This window comes from Zoogloea sp. GDB6 (assembly GCF_056724105.1).
The window spans coordinates 3,521,947-3,542,406 of sequence record NZ_CM161497.1 but is presented as its reverse complement, the minus strand read 5'-3'; the positions used below and the strand labels follow the sequence as shown (position 1 = coordinate 3,542,406).

At 66.7% G+C, this 20,460-nt stretch carries 16 protein-coding genes; 9 read left to right on the top strand and 7 right to left on the bottom strand.

Translation table 11 applies throughout. The annotated features are described in order from the left end of the window. Position 1: 1 nt before the first annotated feature. From flgH to AC1PQG_RS16065, 8 genes are all read left to right on the top strand, one after another. Entirely contained in the window at positions 2-691 is a 690-nt protein-coding gene (gene flgH / locus AC1PQG_RS16100) for a flagellar basal body L-ring protein FlgH (protein ID WP_481118827.1), read from the top strand. 10 nt (positions 692-701) lie between these two features. Continuing rightward, on the top strand, positions 702-1,808 hold the full coding sequence (locus tag AC1PQG_RS16095) for a flagellar basal body P-ring protein FlgI (protein WP_481118826.1): 1,107 nt from the start codon (positions 702-704) through the stop codon (positions 1,806-1,808). Between the two features lie 9 nt (positions 1,809-1,817). Beyond that, the gene (locus AC1PQG_RS16090) at positions 1,818-2,231 is read left to right on the top strand and encodes a hypothetical protein (protein WP_481118825.1); all 414 of its coding nucleotides are present in this window, start codon (positions 1,818-1,820) and stop codon (positions 2,229-2,231) included. 67 nt (positions 2,232-2,298) lie between these two features. Continuing rightward, positions 2,299-3,675 (top strand): flagellar hook-associated protein FlgK, encoded by a 1,377-nt coding sequence (gene flgK, locus AC1PQG_RS16085; RefSeq protein ID WP_481118824.1) that lies wholly within the window; start codon positions 2,299-2,301, stop codon positions 3,673-3,675. Between the two features lie 21 nt (positions 3,676-3,696). Continuing rightward, positions 3,697-4,149 (top strand): PilZ domain-containing protein, encoded by a 453-nt coding sequence (locus tag AC1PQG_RS16080; RefSeq protein WP_481118823.1) that lies wholly within the window; start codon positions 3,697-3,699, stop codon positions 4,147-4,149. A gap of 8 nt (positions 4,150-4,157) precedes the next feature. Next, positions 4,158-5,069 carry a flagellar hook-associated protein FlgL gene (flgL, locus tag AC1PQG_RS16075; protein ID WP_481118822.1) on the top strand — a complete coding sequence of 304 codons (912 nt, stop codon included), beginning with the start codon at positions 4,158-4,160 and terminating at the stop codon, positions 5,067-5,069. 15 nt (positions 5,070-5,084) lie between these two features. Continuing rightward, positions 5,085-6,101: a hypothetical protein gene (locus tag AC1PQG_RS16070; RefSeq protein ID WP_481118821.1), complete on the top strand. Its 1,017-nt coding sequence runs from the start codon at positions 5,085-5,087 to the stop codon at positions 6,099-6,101. Between the two features lie 262 nt (positions 6,102-6,363). Further along, on the top strand, positions 6,364-7,224 hold the full coding sequence (locus AC1PQG_RS16065) for a flagellin N-terminal helical domain-containing protein (RefSeq protein ID WP_481118820.1): 861 nt from the start codon (positions 6,364-6,366) through the stop codon (positions 7,222-7,224). A gap of 102 nt (positions 7,225-7,326) precedes the next feature. Here the strand turns inward: AC1PQG_RS16065 and AC1PQG_RS16060 are convergent, their stop codons facing one another. Continuing rightward, positions 7,327-7,821: a hypothetical protein gene (locus tag AC1PQG_RS16060; RefSeq protein ID WP_481118819.1), complete on the bottom strand. Its 495-nt coding sequence runs from the start codon at positions 7,819-7,821 to the stop codon at positions 7,327-7,329. A 174-nt stretch (positions 7,822-7,995) separates the two neighbouring features. Here AC1PQG_RS16060 and AC1PQG_RS16055 point away from each other — a divergent pair, with 174 nt between their 5' ends. Next, positions 7,996-8,409, top strand: a complete 414-nt coding sequence (locus AC1PQG_RS16055; RefSeq protein WP_481118818.1) for a hypothetical protein — start codon at positions 7,996-7,998, stop codon at positions 8,407-8,409. Between the two features lie 105 nt (positions 8,410-8,514). Here the strand turns inward: AC1PQG_RS16055 and AC1PQG_RS16050 are convergent, their stop codons facing one another. The 6 genes from AC1PQG_RS16050 to AC1PQG_RS16025 form a co-directional block, all read right to left on the bottom strand. Next, positions 8,515-9,156 carry a redoxin domain-containing protein gene (locus AC1PQG_RS16050; RefSeq protein ID WP_481118817.1) on the bottom strand — a complete coding sequence of 214 codons (642 nt, stop codon included), beginning with the start codon at positions 9,154-9,156 and terminating at the stop codon, positions 8,515-8,517. A gap of 5 nt (positions 9,157-9,161) precedes the next feature. After that, the gene (locus AC1PQG_RS16045; protein ID WP_481118816.1) at positions 9,162-11,342 is read right to left on the bottom strand and encodes a protein-disulfide reductase DsbD family protein; all 2,181 of its coding nucleotides are present in this window, start codon (positions 11,340-11,342) and stop codon (positions 9,162-9,164) included. Between the two features lie 62 nt (positions 11,343-11,404). Continuing rightward, on the bottom strand, positions 11,405-12,091 hold the full coding sequence (locus AC1PQG_RS16040) for a lectin (RefSeq protein ID WP_481118815.1): 687 nt from the start codon (positions 12,089-12,091) through the stop codon (positions 11,405-11,407). 34 nt (positions 12,092-12,125) lie between these two features. Beyond that, positions 12,126-13,706, bottom strand: coding sequence for a PepSY domain-containing protein (locus AC1PQG_RS16035; protein ID WP_481118814.1), 1,581 nt, complete (start codon positions 13,704-13,706; stop codon positions 12,126-12,128). Between the two features lie 261 nt (positions 13,707-13,967). Next, positions 13,968-16,748 (bottom strand): TonB-dependent receptor, encoded by a 2,781-nt coding sequence (locus tag AC1PQG_RS16030; RefSeq protein WP_481118813.1) that lies wholly within the window; start codon positions 16,746-16,748, stop codon positions 13,968-13,970. 309 nt (positions 16,749-17,057) lie between these two features. Continuing rightward, positions 17,058-19,922, bottom strand: a complete 2,865-nt coding sequence (locus AC1PQG_RS16025) for a TonB-dependent receptor (protein WP_481118812.1) — start codon at positions 19,920-19,922, stop codon at positions 17,058-17,060. Positions 19,923-20,460 lie beyond the last annotated feature (538 nt).

The window sequence follows — 20,460 nt, the reverse complement described above, 5'->3', positions numbered from 1 at the left end:
GATGCCCGCCGCACGCGTCCTGCCTGGTTTCCGGAGCGGCTTGGTGGCCTGCGCGGCCGGCCTGCTGGCTGCGTGCGCGGCGATCCAGCCCGCCCAGATCCCGCCCCTCGACGACGGCAGCCGTCCGAACATCCCCGTGCCGGCGACGCGCAAGGCGCGGGCCGGCGGTGTCTTCTCCGGCGAGCAGCCGTGGGCCAGCACCGCCGACAGCCGCGCCTTCCGTCCCGGCGATGTGCTGACCGTGCAGCTGGAAGAGACCACCCAGGCCAGCAAGTCGGCGGACACCGCCATCGACAAGAAGAGCGGGGCGACGCTGGCGCCGGTCACGCTGTTCGGCAAGGCGGTGAAGAGCACCGGCCTCGGCTTCGACGCCAACAGAAACTTTGCCGGCAACGCGTCGAGTCGCCAGCAGAACACCCTGCAGGGGGCGATCACCGTCATCGTGCAGGAGGTGCTGCCCAACGGCCTCCTGCGTGTCAGCGGCGAGAAGAGCCTGTACCTGAACCAGGGCGAGGAGCTGCTGCGCCTGGCCGGCTACGTGCGTGCGTCGGACATCGACACCGAGAACCGCGTCTCATCCCTGCGCATCGCCAACGCACGCATCGCCTATTCCGGGCGCGGCACGCTGGCCGACGCCAACGAGCCGGGCTGGCTGAACCGCTTCTTCAACAGCCCCTGGAGCCCTTTCTGAAAGTCCGTCCATGAACGCCTGTCTGCGCCTGCTCGGCCTTGCTGCCGCGCTGCTCCTTCCCGTCTCCGCGGTGCATGCCGCCCAGGCCCTCGGCCAGCTGGTCAGCGTCGAGGGCGTGCGCGAGAACCAGCTGCTCGGTTACGGCCTCGTCGTCGGCCTGCAGGGCAGCGGCGACAGTACCCAGGTCAAGTTCTCCAGCCAGTCGGTGAGCAACATGCTCAAGCAGTTCGGCATCAAGCCGCCGGAGGGCAACGCCTCGCGTCTGAAGAACGTGGCGACGGTGATGGTCAGTGCGGTCTTCCCACCGGGCTACCGGCGCGGCCAGCAGCTCGACATCACGGTGTCGTCGATGGGCGACGCCAAGAGCCTGCGCGGCGGCATGCTGCTGCTAACGCCGCTGCGCGCCGCCGACGGGGAGATCTATGCGCTGGCCCAGGGCCAGCTGGTGGTCGGCGGCGTCGCGGCGCAGGGGGCCAGCGGCTCCAGCGTGACGGTCAATAGCCCGACCTCGGGGCGGATTCCCAACGGCGCCACCGTCGAGCGGGAGATCGAGAGCGACTTCGACACCCAGCCGACGATCCGCCTGAGCCTCAAGCGCCCCCATTTCCGCACCGCGACCAACATCGTCGAGGCGATCAACCGCCGCTACGGCCAGCTCGCCAGCACCCGCGACGCGACCAGCGTGGACGTCATCGCGCCGCCCGACCCGACCCGCCGGGTGGCCTTCGTCGCCGACCTGGAGACGCTGCCGGTGGACATCGGCGAGAGCCGCCCGAAGGTCATCTTCAACTCGCGCACCGGCACCGTGGTGATTTCGGAAGGGGTGCGGGTGCGCGCCGCGGCGATCTCCCACGGGTCGCTGAAGGTTGTCATCTCCGAGATGCCGCAGGTCAGCCAGCCAGGCCCCTTCGGCCGCGGCCAGACGACGGTGGTGCCCCAGTCCCAGGTGAAGGTGGAGCAGAGCGGTGGACGCATGTTCAAGTGGCCGTCCGGGGTCAGCCTGCAGGCCATCATCGACACCGTGAACAGCATCGGCGCCAATCCCGACGACGTGATGGCGATCCTGCAGGCCCTCGACCAGGCCGGCGCCATCGACGGCGAACTGATCGTCATTTAGGAGAGGCCCGTGAAACTGAATCCAGCCCTGTCATCATCGGTGGCCCCGACGGCTGCCGAGCAGACCCTCGACCTGCCGCGCGGCGCCGGGGGGGACGACGCCGAGCGCGCCCGCGTGGTGGCCGCCGCCGAGAAGTTCGAGTCCTTCTTCATCGCCGACATGCTCAAGCAGATGCGCAGCGTGACGCGGGAGATGGCCGACGAGGACAGCATGTTCCAGAGCCACATCAACCAGGACATGCTGGAGCTCGCCGACGGCAAGCTGGCCGACGTGCTCGCCGGGCAGCGCGCCTTCGGCGTGGCCGACGCGATCCTCGCCCAGCTGTTGCCCGACGCACGCAGCCCGGCAGCCGGCGGTAATGCGGCGCAGCCAGCCTCCGCCGGCCCGGTTCCGGCCGCCATCCCGTTTAAGCCGCGGCCCTGAAAGGTCGCCTTTCCGCGAGAAAGGGGCTGTCGCATTCCCGCCGCCCCGACACAGGAACCGCCTGCCCATGAGCATCATCAACAACGCACTGTCCGGCAGCCTGGCCGCCCAGGTCGCCCTCAACGCGACCAGCCAGAACACCGCCAACATCATGACGCCCGGCTACACCCGGCAGGGCGTGCTGCTGACCGCCCTCAAGCCGGCCAACAGCGGCCTGTCCGCCGGCAGTGGCGTCGAGGTGTCGGCGCTGACGCGCTTTGCCGACAGCTACAAGAGCCAGCAGATGTGGCGGGCCGCGACCAGCCTCGGCCAGTACACCGTCACCCAGCCCTACCTGACCCAGCTGGAGCAGGTGATGGGCGACTCGACCGCCGGCCTCAACAGCGGCCTGGACGCCTTCTTCAGCGCGCTCAATGCGGCCAGCGTGGACCCCACGTCGAGCCCGCTGCGCCAGCAGGTGATCACCACCGGCGAGGCGATGGCCCAGCGCTTCAACAGCCTCAACCAGGTGCTGTCCAACCAGCGTGCGTCGGTGCAGCAGCAGCGCACCGCGGCGGTCAGCCAGGTCAATACGCTGTCGACGGACGTCGCGACGCTGAACAAGCAGATCTCCGCCGCCATGGCCAGTGGGGTCAATGCCTCGGGCCTGATCGACGAGCGGGATCAGAAGGTCGATTCGCTGGCCAGCCTGGTCGGCGTGCAGGTGGTGGACCAGAACGACGGCACGCGCAGCGTGTCCCTGCGTTCCGGCCAGCCGCTGGTCGTCGGCGGTATTGCCGCCACGCTGGGGGTGAGTACCAAGGTGGATGGCTCGCAGATTCTCAGCGTGAATTTCGCGAAGGAGAGCTTCAAGCTGCCGGTCAGTGGCCTGGGCGGCCAGCTCGGCGGCTTGGACGAACTGGAGCACGGCGTGCTGGTGCCGACCATGCAGTCGATCACCGATATGGCGAGCCAGATGTCGTCGGCCTTCAACACCCAGCTGCAAGCCGGCTACGGCATGGACGGCAGCCCCGGCAAGCCCTTGTTCATCTTCGATGCGAGCAGCGTGACCGGCATGCTGCGGGTCGATTCGTCCATCTCTGCCCAGGCGCTCGGCTTTTCGTCCGATCCCACCCTGCCCGGCGACAGCGCCAACCTGAAGCAGGTGATCGCCATTCAGCAGGCGCCGCTGGCCTTGGCATCGCTGGGGACGGTGAGCCTCGGCGACGCGGTGACGCAACTGGTCGGCAAGCTGGGCATGAGCAGCCAGCAGAACCAGACTTCCCTCAAGACGGCCCAGACGGTGCGCAGCCAGAGCGAGGACAGCTGGGCCTCCACCAGCGGCGTCAACCAGGATGAAGAGGCGATGAACCTGGTTCAGTACCAGCAGATGTACAAGTCGAACATGAAGGTCATCGCGGTGGCCAACGACCTGTTCGACGCCACGCTGTCGATGCTGGGCTGACGGATGCCCGGCCCATCGTCCTTGCCCATCGCCCCGGATGGCAGCCCGGAGAACGTCGAGCCGGCCTTCGTCCAGCGGCGGCGCTACACGCGGGTGCCGGCGCCGGTCGGCCTGCCCTTCATGGCCGAGTTCACCCTGGGTGGGCGGATCCGTGTGTTGGGCGTGGACGATCTCGCCCGTGGTGGCATCGGACTGCGCGCATCGCCGACGCAGGCCACGCTGCTCTACGTCGGGCGGCGTCTGCCGCGCGTATGGGTCGAACTCGGGTCGGGGCGCAGCTTCCAGACCGAACTCGAAGTCCGCTCGCGGCGGCTTCTGCAAACCTTTCTGCTCGGCCAGCAGTACGTGGTCGGGTGCCGCTTTACCGACCTGTCGGCGTCGGCGGAGACCATCGTCGAACATGCCGTGGCCGAGCTGGAACGGCACCAGAACGTAGTGGCGGCGGCACCGACCGAGTCCCTTGAAAACCAGTGAGGCCAGCGATGCGCATATCCACGACCCAGTACCACAGCACGATGAGCAGCACGCTGCAGACGGCTTCATCCCGGCTCGAGACGGTCATGCAGCAGATGTCCACGGGGCAGAAGCTGCTGCTTCCGTCCGACGATCCGATCACCGATGTGCGTCTTTCCCGCTTGAACCGGGAAGAGTCCGCGGTCAAGCAGTATCGCGACAATATCGGTGCGCTGAAGGTCCGTCTGAGCCAGAACGAGGTCAGCCTGGACAGCATGAACTCGGACATGATGAGCGCCCGCGACCTGATGGTGTGGGCCCTCGACGGGGGCAACTCGGCGGAAGACGTGGCTGCCATGACGTCGTCCCTCAAGGCGATCGGCGACAGCCTGTTCTACGGTGCCAACGCCAGGGATCAGGAAGGGCGCTACCTCTTCTCCGGCACCAAGACGTCGACGCAACCCATCGTTTATGACCCGACGCAGCCTGCCGGCTCCCGTTACAGCTACCAGGGCAATCTGGGGCAGCAGCAGGTGGCCGTCGGCAACGGCGTGACGCAGAGCGCCAACGTGACCGTCGAAGAGATGGCCGCGATGCTCAACCAGCTGGAAGCTACGGGCAGCGCACTGAGCGCCCCGGGGGCGAGCGCCAACGTGCCGGCGACGCGGGCGCAACTGACCGCCACCCTCGACACCATCGATACGACGATGGGCCAGTTCAGCAGCAAGATCGCCCATCTGGGCGGCATGCAGAACATTCTCGAAACCCTGGACGGCAATTTCGCCAACGTCAGCCTGTCCAACCAGCAGGCCTTGATCGACCTCGGACAGCTCGACTATGGCGACGCGGTGATCAAGCTCAATGGCTACACCCAGGCGGCGCAGGCCACGCAGAAGGCTTATGCGCGGGTCAGCCAGCTGTCCCTGTTCGACGTGATCTGATCGATGGCGGCATCGATGCAGATCTCCGCCATCCAGGCCCGCGGCGCGACGGCGGCCGGCGCTTCCGTCGCCGCTGCACGTGGGCCCGGTTCGGCCGCGGCAGGGCGGGAGGCGCTGGCGCAACGCGCCGCGCAGTTCGCCATGCCGGCGGGGGGCGGACTGTCCCTGAAGGAAGGCTTCAACCGGCAGACCTCGGCGCTGCAGCAGACCCGGGTCTTCACCGGCCGCGCGCAAGCGCTGCTGGTCGATCTCAAGAAGGGGCTCGGCGACGCGCTGGCCGGGCAGCCGGCGGCCGATGCACGGGCAGCGCAGCAGGTGCGGCGCTTCGCTGATCTGTGGCAGGCCCGCCCGGTGGCTACCGACGGCAGCGTGGATGGGGCGCTGCGCCTGGTGGATGCCGGTACGGCCCGTCAGGGTTTCAGGCTGCGCGGCCTCGATACGCCCAATGTCGCCGCGGGTGATGCGGAGAAACTACAGTTTTCGGTGCGTGGTCAGGCATCGGCTCCGGTGTCCGTAGAGCCGGGCCTGTCGCCGGTCACTCTCGGTCGGCGCCTTGATCTGGCTTTGGCGCCGCTCGGCGTGCGCGTGGCGGCGGATGCCGACGGCGTGCTGCAGTTCAGCGCGGCAGAAACCGACTGGCCGGCGGTGCGCGACAGCCTGCAGATCAAGGGGGAGGGCCGGCGCTACCCGACTGGTCAGTTCAGCCGCGTGCGCATCGATGCCAATGCGGCGGCAATCCGTCCCGATACCTGGCAAGCCGACAGCCCGGCGGCCCAGCGCCAGACGCTGCGTGCCGTGGTGCTGGCTGGGCAGGCGCTGGATACCCTGCAAAGCACCACCGACAGCGCGCTGGCCCACCTGGCGGCGGATGTGGGTGCGCCGGATGCCGAGGAGGCACAGCGCGCCCAAGGTCTGGCGACCCAATTCGAGACTCAGGCCCGTACGGCTTCTTTCGCCGCGCTGGCCGACGTGTTGCCGGCCACCCACGGCCTCACCCGCGAACGGGTCTCGGCCCTGCTGGGGCGGGCCTAGTCCCCGCCGCCTCAGCTCCTCCGCGTCGTCCTTCTCCCCGGTCCGTTCTCGCGTCGATGCGCTGGGAACGCGCGCATTCCTCGTCTGCTTTCCATGTCGTGCCCGGCGGGCGGCAGACCTGTCGCGCGAATGGCGGTTCACCACTCCTGGTCGGCAAATCTTCTCGAAATGATTTAAGGATTTTCGGCGGGCAGTCGCCTTTGACTGATGAGGGCGCAGGAACGGGTGCCCTGAATGAACAACCTAGATTAGGAGTCTTGCCATGCTGAGCCTCAACACCAACATCGCCTCCCTGACCTCGCAGAACTCTCTCGCTGCGACCCAGAAGAATCTGTCCACCTCGATGGCCCGTCTGGGCACCGGCTTCCGCGTGAACTCCGCGATGGACGATGCGGCCGGCCTGCAGATCGCCACCCGTCTGGACTCCCAGACCCGCGGCATGGCGGTGGCCCAGCGCAATGCGCAGAACGGCATCTCGATGATGCAGACCGCCGAAGGCTCCTTCAAGGAAGTCACCGACATCCTGCAGCGCATGAAGGATCTGGCGACCCAGTCCGCCAACGGAACCTCCTCCTCGGCCGACCAGACTTCGATGCAGGCGGAATACGATTCGCTGGGCGACGAACTGACCAACATCATGAACAACACGACCTTCGGTGGTACCAAGCTGCTGAAAGGCGGCACCATCGCCGGTTCGGTGACGTTCCAGATCGGCGCCAGCGCCAGTGAGACGATGATCGTCGACCAGACCTCCAATATGACTGCTCTGGACACCGCTCTGGGCGCCGCATCGGGTACCTACACGACCCCCGGTACCCCCGGCACCGACATCACCAGCGTTGCAGGCGCAAACGGTACGATCACCAAGCTGGAAACCGCCATTGCGGCGGTCAGCACCGTGCGCTCCGCCCTCGGTGCCGCGGCCAACCGCCTCGACCACGTCTACAACAACCTGGCCAACATGAGCACCAATACGGCTGCCGCCAAGGGCCGGATCATGGACGTGGATTACGCTTCCGAAACCGCCAACATGACCTCCAAGCAGATGCTGATGCAAGCCGGCACCTCCATGCTGAAGCAGTCCAACAGCATGTCCCAGATGGTCATGTCGCTGATGCAGTAATCATCCTCAACAGGATGACGGTTGCTCCCGCCCGGCGGGGGCAGCGTACGACCCGATGCCGCCCCCCGCGCCATCGGGTTTTTCGTTTACGGGCCGCGTTCGTCAGTCGGCCGCGGACTGCCAGCCAGGGTGCTGGAAGTAGGTGCCGTAGTCCTGCAGCGCCCGGTGCAGGCGGGCGGCGCCGGCGTGGCGCTGGGCGGGGAGCTTGCTCCGCATCATCTCCGCGCCCCCCAGCATGTCGGCGATGACGAGGTGCAGCACTTCGTCGGCCTCCGGTGCCAGCCGGCAGTGTTCGACGGCATAAGCGACCTTCCGGTTGACGGTGGCGGCGAGGGCCGCGTAGTCGCGCCTGCCGAACCGCTCGCCGTGGATGGCTGGCAGCGCACGGGCCAGCGCCCGGTTGATGTCGTCCATCACCTGGCGCAGCGGGGCGTCGGTTTCCCACTGGGCGCCGGCGTTCAGATGCAGCCCGGCGGCCGGCGCGGTGCCGTGGTGCTCGTGATGAGGGTGATGGGCGTCGGCGGCGAAGGACGCCTGGGGAGCGGCCAGCAGCGTGAATGCGCTGATCGCCAGGGTGAGCCACGGTCTGGTCTGCATGTCTTCTGTGCCATCTGTTCGGATTCCGGTCGCGCATTCTGGGCCCGGCGGCTGGAGGAGGGCTTTAACCGGGATCAAAGGGGGATGGATTCAGGGGGCGGATCCGGCCGCGCCGAGGGGGCCCGGCATTGCTATAGTTCGGGCCCGAACACGCATCAATCAGTGAGAAGACAAATGGCCAAGCAGGTGAGCAAGGTTTTCCAACACATCGACTTCGCGATCTGGCACGTGCCCCAGGCAGGCGGCTATGTGTATGAAGCGGCCGGCGTGGAACTCGACGACGACACCTACCAGGACAGTCCTTTCGAGGACAGCTATGAAGCCGCGCTAGAGGCGGCTTGCGAACTCTACGACGTGGAGATCGGCAGCCTGGCGGCCGAGCTGCCGGTGGTGTACGCCAACAGCCTGTTCAGCGTGTATGCGACGCCGGATGGGGAGTTCCTGTTCCATTTTCCCAGCGACGACAGTGACGCGCCGACGCTGGCCAGCTATGCCGGCTTGCCGGGGCCGCTGTTCGACACGCGGGAAGAGGCCATCATCGCCGCCTTCGAGCAGGATCTGGAGCGCCGCAGCGAGCGGAGGGACTGATCGTCCCGCGATCTGATTCCCACTGTGGCGGGATGATGGATTGAATGAGAGAGGGGCGGGGCGCCGTATGGTCGGCGGCCCGCCCCTTTGTCATGGTCGCGTGCTTCAGTCCGCGTACTTCACCGAGCATCCGTAGGGCTTGGTACTGGCGTGGGCTACCGGGCGGTTGGCGGCGAGGTCGGCGAGAGCCAGCTTGACGTAGTTGTCGGCCTTGGCGATGTCGTCCTTGCGGGTGGACGGGATGCTGTCGATGCCGCCCTTGTACACCAGCTTGCCGGCCGGATCGACGATGAACAGGTGCGGCGTGGTCTGCGCGCCGTAGAGCCTGCCGAGCTTGCCGTCCGGGTCGAGCACCACGCCGCTCGGCGCGGCATTGCGGAAGCCGTTGATCTTGATCGCCGAGGCGCCTTCCACGTGGCCCTGCTTGCCGGGGGCCGAGGAGATCACCTGCAGCCACACCACGCCCTTGGCGGTGGCGTCCTTCTGCAGTTGCGGGATGTTGCCGCTCTCGTAGTGCTTCACGACGAAGGGACATTCGTGGTTGGTCCATTCGAGCACCACCGTCTTGCCCTTGTAGGCGGCCAGGCTGACCGGTTTGCCGTCGGCGCCCTGGGCGGTGAAGGCCGGGGCCGGCTGGCCGATCTCGGCGTTGGCGTGGGCATTGCCGACGGCGGCCAGCGGCAGCGCGGCGACGGCAAGCTGGAGCAGGCTGCGGCGGGAGAGCTTGCGGGCGAGGGCGAAGGGCATCGTGATTACTCCTTGGCGAGTTTGGGGGAAGCGGTGGCCGGCCCGGCCGCGGCGATGGCGGACAGGACCGTGGCGGGGGTGAGCAGCTGGGGCAGCACCTGCGGCGTGGAATTGGCGCCGGCCGGGTAGAGCAGGTACAGCGGTACGCCACTGCGCCCGAATTCGGCCAGGTGCGCGGAGATCTGCGGGTCCTGGTTGGTCCAGTCGCCCTTCAGGTAGGTGATGCCGGCCTGGCGGAAGGCGTCGGCCACGCCGGCGTCGCTGAGGGCGACCTTCTCGTTGGCCAGGCAGGTGATGCACCAGGCGGCGGTGAAATTGACGAACACCGGTTTGCCGGCGGCGCGCAGTTCGTCGAAGCGGACCTTGCTGTAGGGCTCCCAGGCGTGCTTGGCGGCGCCGGCGGTGGCCGGCGTGGCAGCGTTGGCCTGCACGCCGGCGTAGCCGCCGAGCAGCGCCGTGAGCAGCGTCAGCACGGCCAGGCCGGTGCTGCCGTGGCGGGCGAACACGTGGGCGTTGCGGCTGCTGTTATACAGCCACGCGGCGAAGGCGATGGCCAGCATGCCACCCAGTGCGATGGCGATGGCGTTGGGGCCGGCCTGCTGGGCCAGCACCCACACCAGCCAAACGGCGGCGCCGTACATCGGGAAGGCCAGCGCCTGCTTGACCCGTTCCATCCACACGCCGGGGCGCGGCAGCGCGCGCTGCAGCGCCGGCCAGAAGCACAGCAGCAGATAGGGCAGGGCGAGGCCCAGGCCGAGGCTGAGGAACACCGCCAGCAGCACCGGCGCCGGCTGGCCCAGCGCGAAGCCGAGGGCGGCGCCCATGAAGGGGGCGGTACACGGTGTGGCGACCACAGTGGCCAGCACGCCGGTGAAGAAGCTGCCGGCATAACCCGGCTTGTCGGCCAGCGAGGCGCCGATGCCGGCCGCCGAAGCGCCCAGCGTGAACACGCCGGACAGGCTGAGGCCAACCGCGAACATCAGGTAGGCGACCGCCAGCACGAAGGGCGGCGACTGGAACTGGAAGCCCCAGCCGACCTGGGCGCCGCCGGCCTTGAGGGCGATCAGCACGGCGCCGAGGGCGGTGAAGCTGGCCAGCACGCCGCCGGTGTAGGCGAGGCCCTGCAGGCGTACCAGCCGGCGGTCGTGGCCAGCGTGGCGCAGCAGCGACAAGGCCTTGATCGACAGCACCGGGAAGACGCAGGGCATCAGGTTGAGGATCAGCCCGCCGGCGAGGGCCAGCAGCACCGCCATGCCGACGGAGAGATCGGAGCTTCCGGCGTTGTCGCCGGTTGGCGGCGCCACGGCGCTGGCCCCGGCGGCGACGGATACCGGCGCCGCGATGCGGTAGCCGCGGGTCTGGCCATCATCGTCGCGGATGCTCAACACGCCGGCGAGGGTTTCGCCATCCTTCGGCGGCTCGTCGCCGGGCTTGATGCGGATCTCCAGGCTGTCGCCGACGACGGTGACCGGCTGCGGCGCGTCGTGGGCGGTCTTGCCCCACTGCTCGGCGTAGAACCACAGCTCGCCCGGGGCTTGGCTGGCGAAACGGGCGGCCAGCCGCGCATCGGCGATGCGCAGCGTCAGGGCGTCTTTGCTGGCGTGAGCCTCGACGGGCCACGGGGTGCTTGCCGGGAGCTGGGCGCGGGCCGCTTCGATCAGCGGACTGCCGGGGCCGACGGCGCTGCCGGCGGCCTGCACGGGCAGCGTCAGTTCCAGCTCGACCTGCTGCGGGATGCAGGTTTCCTGGCAGACCAGCCAGTCCACCGTGGCCCTCACCGGAAAGCGTCCGCCGGCTGGCAGGGTGGCCGGCGCCGTGACGGTGGTGAGCAGCGTGACCTCGTTTTCGTAACCGTAGTTGACCACCGGGCCGAGCTTGAAGCGGCCGGGCGTCGGCCACTGGATGTCGCCGGCGCGGGCGCCGTCGGGCAACCTCCACGCGATCTGCGTGGCGAGGCCGGAGTCGCCGGGATTGACCCAGTAGGTGTGCCAGTGGGGAATGATCTTCTGGCGCACGCCGAGCTGGATCTTGTCGCCGGGGCGGATGGCGGCGGCGGAGGCGACGAGTTCGGCCTCGACCTGCGGCGTGCTGGCGCGGGACGACGCGGCGAAGCCGGCGTCTGCAGCCAGGCTCAAGGCCAGAAGGGCCAGGCCGGAGGCAATGCGTGCGGAGGAGAAGGTAGGCATGGCGGACGTTGGGTGGGGAGCTGCCCCGTGCGGGTGCCCCGGCCAAGCCGGGGCGGGGTGGATCAGTTGGTGGCGAAGCAGTAGAAGTAGCCGGCGCCGCCGGTGGCGATCAGCGCGTCCTGGCTGCAGCCGCGGCTCGGGTGCGTGGAGTTCCACGACACGTTGCCGCCGGTGGCGCCGCGGTTGGTGCGGTCGGAGTGGCCCAGCTGCACGCTGCCTTCGCCGCTGCTCGTGTAGTTCTTGCAGGTGTGGTCGGCGGCGTCGGCGTAGGCGCGGCCGTCGGGCTTGGAGCCGGTGATGATGTCGTGCTGGTTCGGGGTGTCGCCGACGCCCTTGATCGGCTCGCCCTTCTCGGTCAGCGCGGTGGTGCGGTGCAGGTTGCTGCCGAGCTGGCCGAGCTCGACGGTGTCGCCGTGCAGGTGGGCCACGTCGTTGGCGACGATGGCGTTCTTGGCGTTGGCCCACGGGCCCTTGCCGATGCGGTCGCGGGCGTTGACGGCCGGCTGGCCGTCGGTGGCCTGGGTGCTCAGGTAGGCGTGCCAAGTCCGGTTGCCGGCGCCGACGGCGGCGGCCAGCTTCTGGCAGTGGGCATCGGCGCCGGCCAGGCCACCCAGGTCGGCACCCTTGCCGACACCGACGCTGGTGACGAAGAAGCCGAGGGGCAGCTTGGGCGCCTCGGTGGCCTGCTGGGCGATGGCGGCGCCGGCGGCGAGGACGAGGCTGGCGGCGATGAGGGTGGTGCGCTTCATGCGGTGTTTCCTAGGTCGGTTGTAAAAGCGGTGTTCAGCTTGCCGGGCTGTCGGCGGCCAGGCGCGGCTGGCCGGCGCCCTGGGGCTTGCCGGGCTTGGCCTTGGGCTTCGGCTTGTCGGTTTCGAAGGTACGGCGCAGGCGCTTCCAGCCGATCACCAGGCTGCTGGCGCCGAGCACCACGCCGAGCAGCACCCACACCAGCATCCAGGCATCCCACACGGGGCGCTGGTAGAGCACGCCGAAGTCCCAGTGGTGCAGCGCGGAGTACAGCCAGCGATAGACGCGGCGGCTGTCGTCCTGGCGCAGGAGCAGGCGACCGTCCTGCGGGTCGATGTAGAGCCGGGTGGCGGCCTTGTCGTCCAGGTCCACGCGGACCACCGGCAGCGGGCGCTCGACGGCGCCCTGGTGGTGGCGCGGGTAGTAGTAGCTGTCGTAGTCGGTGAGAACGGTCTGGGCGGCGACCTTGCTGCCCGGGGCCAGGCGTTCGGCGGCCTGGGCCAGCGCGGCAGCGCCGAAGCCGCTCACGCTGGCCTCCACGTTGTGCGGCTGGCGGCTGCCGTCTGCGGACTGGGCGACCAGCACGGCCTGGTCGCCGAGACGGCGCCAGGCGAGTTCGACGACGCGGCGGCTCTCGTCGGCGGTGACGAAGGCGGACGGATGCCAGTCGCGCATCACGGCCGGCATTTCGGCGCCCTGGTAGCGGGCCAGTTCCTCCTTGCTGGGCGTTGCGGGGGAGAAGAACTGGAACGGGTTGTTGCTCAGGTAGCCGCTGAGAGCCCACAGCAGCGCGGCGCTGCCGCCGAGCAGGCCGGCCCAGAAGTGGTACTTGAACCAGAACTCCCGGTAGGGCTGCTTGCGCCCCTGGCTGTAGGTGGGGCGGCCGCCCCAGCCCGGCCGCCAGCGCTGCCAGCCGATGATGAGGCCGGTGAGGCAGGCCGCGAAGGCGATGAAGCCGAGCCAGGCCAGCACCGTGCGGCGGGTGTCGGCGCTGAGGCCGGCGGTTTCGAGGGGGCGCAGCAGGTGGATCCAGTTGCCTGTCCAGTAAAGCGCGCGGTCGAGGCGGGTCGAGTCGCGCACCACTTCGCCGGTGCGCGCGGAGATCAGCAGCTCGCGCCCGCTGTCGCCGACCGTGAAGCGGTGGAAGGGGCGCAGCGCTTCGTGGTTGCGTACGGCGCTGTCCTGGATGCCGGTGTCCAGGTAGGTCGGCACGGTGGCGACCGGCTCGCTGTCGGTGGCCAGCCACTGGGCCGCGATCTGCGTGGCCTCGTCGGCGGAGGTCTCGTGTACGCGGCCGTCCGTGGCGGACAGCGCGAAACGTCCGCCGCGGCTGTCTTCCACCAGCCACAGGGGCTGGTTGGCCTGGCGGACCAGACGCGCGTCGGTGACGACGGCCTTGCCCTGCGGGCGCCCGGCGGCGCTGCGTGTCCACGCTTCGCCGAGGCTCAGCCAGCCGAACTCGGGGTTCAGCCGCTCGCGGTGGGCCAGTTGTTCGGCCTTGCCCAGCGCCGACGGGGCGGCGTACATGATGACCAGGCCGGACAGGAACCAGACGAACATGAACAAGGCCAGGCCAATGCCGGCCCAGCGATGGATCTGATACAGGAGACGTTTCACCGGGATGCCTTTCTTGTGGCGGACGACAGGGGCCGGAAACGGGGTTCCGGAATGACGCCGGAGTGGCGATCCCGGTGAATAGGCAAGCTTGATGCCATTCCCTTTGTGCTGGAGGGGTCTTTGTTATCAAGGGCTTGGAATTCAGCAGCAAAGAGCCTGCTGGAATCGGCGCAGGGCGCTGCTGAATTCAAAGCACTCGTAGCCGAAAAAGAACCCCCGGGTTGCCCCGGGGGGAATCTCGAGAGACGAGGAGGTTCTTGCTTACAGCTTGCCGGTGAACATCACGCCGACCCAGCGGGGTACTGCGGGCACATAGCTGTTCCAGGTGGCGGACAGCGGGGTGCTGTCGTTGAAGGCGTTCTTCACCAGCAGGCTTACGTCGTAGGAGCGGTCGGCCTTGCCGATGCCCACCGACAGGTCGGTGACGCTGTAGTCCGGAATCCACGAATAGCTGGACAGGGAGACGTCGGAGTTGAAGCGGCTGTAATAGGCCGTGTTGAAGCTGGCGTGGAACAGCTTGTCGCCAAACACCGGGCGGTTGTAGTCGGCGCCGACGTTGAAGGTCCACTTCGAGGCGCCCGGCAGCGTCTGGCCGGAGACGTCCTGGTACGGCGCCGCGCCGGTGTAGCCGTTCTCGTTGGGTTGTGCCGAGTTCTTGAAGTCCTTGTAGCGGGCATCCGTGTAGGCGCCGGAGAAGCGGATCGTGGTGTTCTTGATGCCGGCATACACGCCGTCGAACTCGACGCCCTTGGACTGCACCTTCGGCACGTTGCCGGTGGCGTTGGTGTAGTAGACCGTGCCGTCGGACTTCAGGTTGGTGGTGTAGGCATCAACGATCCGCGTGGTCTGCTGGTAGTCGCGGATGTTGGTGACGTAGACGTCGGCGTTGAGGATCAGCGTCTTGTCGAGCAGCGCCGACTTGAAGCCGATCTCGAAGGAGTCGTTCTTCTCGGGCTTGACCTGGTTGGAGATGCCGTTGGTGAGCTGGGCGATACCGGCCTTCTCGCCGTGCTGCCACGAGGTGTAGGTGGTCAGGTTGTTGTTGAACTTGTAGCTCGGGCTGATCACGAAGGCCGGCAGCACCGCGCGATAGGGCTCGGCCTCGGTGCTGTTGAAGACCACGCCGATGTTGGAGGCGCGGATGTTCTTGGCATCGGCCACCTGCTGCTTCTGGGCGGCGGAGAGGGCCGAGTAGGACGCGAGGTTGAAGTACTTCTGGGCGACCAGGTCGGCGACGGCCAGTTGCGCTGCATTGTTGGTGCCCAGCACGCCCTTGGCGTCGGAGTTGAAGCCGCCGAGTTGTACGCCATTGACGGAGACCGGGTTCAGCTCACCGCCGTTGCCGTTGTCCTTGATGTAGCTGCTGCCGGTGTTGGTACGGTCTTCCTGGGTCAGGCGCAGGCCGGTGGTGATGGTGAAGGGCTCGGAAATGTGCCAGTTGGCCTGGCCGAAGATCGCCGTGCTCTTGTTGTTGATGGCCTGGTAGCCGGTCGGGCTGTTGTAGGACATGGACAGCCGGCCGAGGGAGTTCTGCATCAGCGAGCGGCCGGCGGCGTCAGCATCCAGGCGGTTGTACTGGGCCGTGCTGGCGAACCACGCGCCGGCATCGTTCCCCCACGAACGGCGGTAATCGTTGCTGTTATGAACGTTGATGAAATAGAGGCCGGTCTGGTAGTCCACGAAACCGCCCGGCTTGGAAGTCAGGCGGATTTCCTGGCTGACCTGCCGGTAGTCGTTCCAGAAGCCGCCGGAGTTGGTGTTGATGTCGAAGGGCGTGCCTTCGTCATTGACTGCATTGAAGTGATAGTCCTTGTAGGCGGAGATGGAGGTCAGCGTGTGGCTGCCCAGGTCCCAGTTGAGCTCGGCGGAAGAGCCACGGCTGCCGGTGACCAGGCCGCGGGCTGCATCCACATTGACGGCGTTCTGGCCGCCGCCATAGAGATAGTCGTTGGCATAGCTGTAGCTGCCCTGGGTGAACCAGCGGCGCCCGAGGCGGGTGGAGGCGTCGGTGCTGAGCGGGTTCTTGGAACCGTCGGCGTAGGTAGCCGGCGTCGGCGTGTAGATGGTGCGGCCGTTGGTGGTTTCGGACGAGCGGGGCTGCAACTCCAGCGCGACGCGGGCGTTGAAGTCGGAGCTCGGCGTGAGCAGGAACTGGACGCGGCCGGAGACACGCTCGATGTTCTGGTAGGTGAGGTCGGGGTTGTTCTGGTTGTAGATGTCGCCGCGGCCCTTTTCGACGACGAAGCTGCCGCGCCAGGCGAGCAGGTCGTCGATCAGCGGGCCGCCGGCGGCCAGCTTGCCGATCAGGCGGTCGCGCTGGCCGAAGGTCAGGGAGTAGTCGGCGCTGGGCGTGAACGAGGGTTTGCGGGTGACGATGTTGACTGCGCCCAGGCTGGCGTTCTTGCCGAGCAGCGTGCCTTGAGGGCCGCGGGTGACTTCCACCGCTTCCACGTCGTGGAAGTTGAAGCTGGAGGTCAGCGCGTTGTAGGCGTAGCTGACGCCGTCCACGATCACGCCGACCGGCGGGTCCTGGGCCTCGGTCTGGCCCTGCTTGCCGATGCCGCGAATCGACAGGCTGGAGGTGCGCTGGTTGCCCTGGTTCCAGGAGATGTTGCCGGCGCGCTTGGTGATCTCGGCGATGTCGCCGGCGCCGAGGCGGTCGAGCTCCTTGCCGGTGACGACGGAGACCGACAGCGGCACGTCCTGCAGGCGCTCGATGCGGTTACGGGAGCGGATCACCACGGCGTCGAGGGCGGTGGGTTCCTCCTTGGCAGGTGCGGTGGCTTCGGCGGCTGCCGGGGCGGAGGCGGCGGGCGCGCTGCTGCCTTCCTTCTTCTGCAGTTCCTGCTGGGCTTTTTCGAGGGCCTGCTTCAGGCGGGTGATTTCCGATTGCAGCTCGGCGCTGGATTTTTCCTGGGCGTGGACGGCGCCGCTGGCAAGCACTGAAACGGCGGCGATGGCGGCGGCCACGGGGGACAGGCGGAAACGGACGGCGTTGCGACGGGCGATGGAGCGCGGTCGAACCTGGGTGTGGCTGGTCATGACGGGAGTGTTCCTCTTGGAAATATTCGAGGACACATTTCGCAATAGCTATGCCACGCCTGCTAATCGGACTTATAAGAAATTAGGAAATCCATATTCCATCCAATAAGTCGTGGAAATAAAGTGATTTTTTTACCGGCTTTGGTGTGATTGATGTAATGACGGATAAGAATTGTGAAAAAGACGTAAGCAAATGAAAAACGATGGGGGTGCTGATTAGGCAGCAGTCGCGCATTCAGATTGTTTGTTGCGATGCAGCTGCGCCCGCCCGGTAGCGGGGCGGGCGCATTTCAGATCAGTCCATCCGGATCAGAGCTTGCCGCTGAACACGATGCCGTACCAGCGGGGGTAGGGGTAGGGCGTGTAGCTGGCCCAGCCCTGCTCGTGGGCGGTGTCATTGAAGGCGTTCTTGGCGATGAAGGTCACGTCGTAGTTGCCCCTGACGTGGCCGAGGCCGATGGCCAGGTCGGTGGTGGCGTGGTCGGGTACCCACGCGTAGTCGGAGATGAGCTCGTCGGTGTTGGCCTTGCCGGTGTAGGCGGTGGTGAAGCTGGCGTGGAAGACCTTGTCGCCGAACACCGGCCGGCGGTACTCGCCGCTCAGGTTGGCCTGCCAGTACGGGGCTTCGCCCAGCCGCGTGCCGCTGCGGTCGATGAAGGGGTTGGACAGGTAGGCCAGTTCGGACGGCTTGCCGGCGTTCTTGAAGTCCTTGTAGCGGGCGTCGTTGTAGGACGCCGCCAGGCGGAAGCTCGTGAAGGGAATGCCGTTGTAGGTCGCGTCCACCTCGACGCCGGAGACCTGCACCTTGTTCACATTGCCCTGCACGCTGGCATAGGCGGTCGGATTGGCGATGCCGTTCTTGATGTTGTCCTGGGTGGCAAAGTCATCCACCGCGACGACGGTCTGCTGGTAATCCTTGATGTCCATCAGGAAGACGTCGGCATTGAGCGTGAGCGTCTTGTTGAGCAGGAAGGTCTTGACGCCCAGCTCGTAGGCGTTGGTCTTCTCCGGTTTGACGGTGGTCGGGATACCGTTCACCACCAGCGCCGAGCCGGACTTCTCGCCGTACTGCCAGCTCGCGTAGGCGGTGATGTCGTCGTTGATCTTGTACTTCGGGCTCAGCACTGCGGAGTGGAGCTGGTCCTTGTAGTCGCTGCGCACGTTGTTGACCAGTGTGGCGATCTGCGAGGCGCGGATCGCCTTGGCAGCGGCCACCTGGGCCTTCTGGGCGACGCTCAGCTCGGCATAGCTGGAAACGCCGAAGTACTTCTGCGCGACGGCGTTGGCCTGGGCCAGCTGGGCCGCGCTGTTGGTGCCGGTCAGGTTGCCGGCGGTGCCGTTGGCGACGCTCGCCGTGGTGTAGGCCACCGAGCTGAAGCCGCCGAGGGACTGGGTGTTGCCGGCCCCGTCGATGCGGACGGAGACCGGGTTCAGCGCGGTGCCGTAGCCGAAGTTGTTGAGGGCGTTGAACTGCGTCGTGGAGCGGGCTTCGGTACCGATGCGCAGGCCGGCGGTGATGGTCAGCTCGTCGGTCAGGTGGATGTTGGCCTGGCCGTAGATGGCCTTGCTGAAGCTCTTGATGTACTGCTCGCCCCACTTATAGAGCCCATTCAGGGAGTCGGTGGCCAGCGATCGACCTGCGCCAACGTTGGTGCCGGCGCTGGTGATGAGGGTGCCGTACTGGGCGTTGTTGGCGAACCAGGCGCCGGCGTCGGCGCCGTAGCCGGAGCGGGATTCGACCTCGTCCTCGGTGCGCAGCAGGAAGATGCCGGTCTGGTAGTCGATGAGCTTGTTCGGCTTGCCGGTCAGGCGGAATTCCTGGCTGGTCTGGTTGTAGAACACGCTGCCGCCGCCCAGCTTGCTGATGTCGAAGGGCGTGCCTTCGTCGTTGCGGGCCTGGAAGGTGTATTGGCGGTAGCCGGTGATCGACGTGAGGGTATGGGTGTCGTTGAGGTTGTAGTTGAGTTCCGCAACGGCGCCGTTGCTGGAGGCGATCTGGCCCTGGGTTTCGTTCTGGTAGACCTTGCCTTCGCGGGTGACGCTGTTGATGAAGGTGTTGTAGTCGAAACTGCGGCCGGCGAACCAGCTGCGGTTGAGGCGCGTGCGGTTGCCGGTGCCGCTGGGATCCACCAGCGTGCCGTTGGCGTAGTTGAGCGGCGTGTCCACGAAGTTGGTCAGGCCGTTCTGCAACTGCGGCGCGCGCGGCTGGATGTCCACGCTCAGTTTGGCATTGAAGTCTGGCGATGGGGTCAGCAGGAACTGGGTGCGGGCGCTGACCCGGTTGCGGTTGTACATGGTGTCGAGCTGCTTGTTCGAGTCCTCCGCGACGGTGTAATAGCCGCGCTGGTTGTCCACGATGAAGGAGCCGCGCCAGGCCAGCAGGTCGTCGATGATCGGGCCGCCGAGGGAGCCTTTCAGCATCACGGTTTCCCTCTGGCCGTAGGTGATCTCCAGGTCGGAGCTGGGCGTGAAGGATGGTGCCTTGCTGGTGATCGTGAGTGCGCCGGCGCTGGCGCCCTTGCCCTGCAGCGTGCCTTGCGGGCCGCGCGCCACTTCCACCGACTGGATGTCGTAGAAGTCGAAGTTGCCGAGCTGAGAGAGGCCGTAGGGCACGCCGTCGACGATGATGCCGACGCTGGGGTCCTGGGTCTCGGTGAAGCCGCGCCGGCCGAGGCCGCGGATCGACAGGGACGAGCCGCGGGTGTTGTTCTGGTTGAAGGTGATGTTGCCGAGGCGCTTGGTGATGGCCTCGAAGTCGGAGGCCTGCTCGCGAGCCAACTCGCCGCCGGATACCACGGAAACCGATACCGGCACGTCGTGGAGTTTTTCCAGCTGGCGGCGGCTGCGGATCACCACCGAATCGAGGGACTGGGGTTTGACGGCTTCGGCGGCCTCCTCGGGCGTCGGCGGCACTGCCACTGCAGGCGTGGCCGCCGGCGCGGCGGCGGTGGGCGTACTGCGCGATTTTTCGAGTTCCTTCCTGAGCTGCTGGATCTCTGCATTGGCCCGGTTCAGTTCGCCCTGCAATTCAGTCGCGGTCTTCTCGTCGGCGGCGTGGAGGGAGTTTGACGAAATGGCCAGACCGGCAATCAGCAGCGCGGCAATCGGCTTGCGGCGAAAGGCGGGCGGAAACGCTGAATAGGGATCAGGTGTTCGGCGGGATCGGTCGGTCATGGTGGCAGCTTTCGTTTTCTATTGAGATGTAAATGGACGAAATGCCCTCAGCAACCGATGTGCCAATCCAAATGTTCTGTTTGACGACTTGTCGATCGGTAGCTATGTGCGACCCTTGTGCTTGTTTTAAATTGAAAAATTAAAGTCGATGTGCGTATTCATGAATATGTTTTTGCTTATTCATAAAAAATATGCTGTTTGTCTCTGTGCAATTTTGGATTTATCAATGTGATTATTTGAACAGCCCTTGTCCGGATATGAATGTGCGGTTCTTATTGGACACGTCCTATTTTTCAGGCGGATTCCCTGCCTGGCTGTGGACAGGGGCTGTGCGCTGGGCAGCAGTGCGCTGGCGGGACGTGTTGCTGCTTCAACATCGTCCGCCGCAGGGGTTTTCCGAAGCCCGCCGTCCGGGGCTTCTCCGCTATTGAAAGATCCTTATTGAACATCGACTTACCGTGGTGTGCGACGCTTTTGCAACGCTTTCCGGGCATTGGCACGCTTGATGCGACTGAAAAGGTCGCTGCGTGCGGAGCGT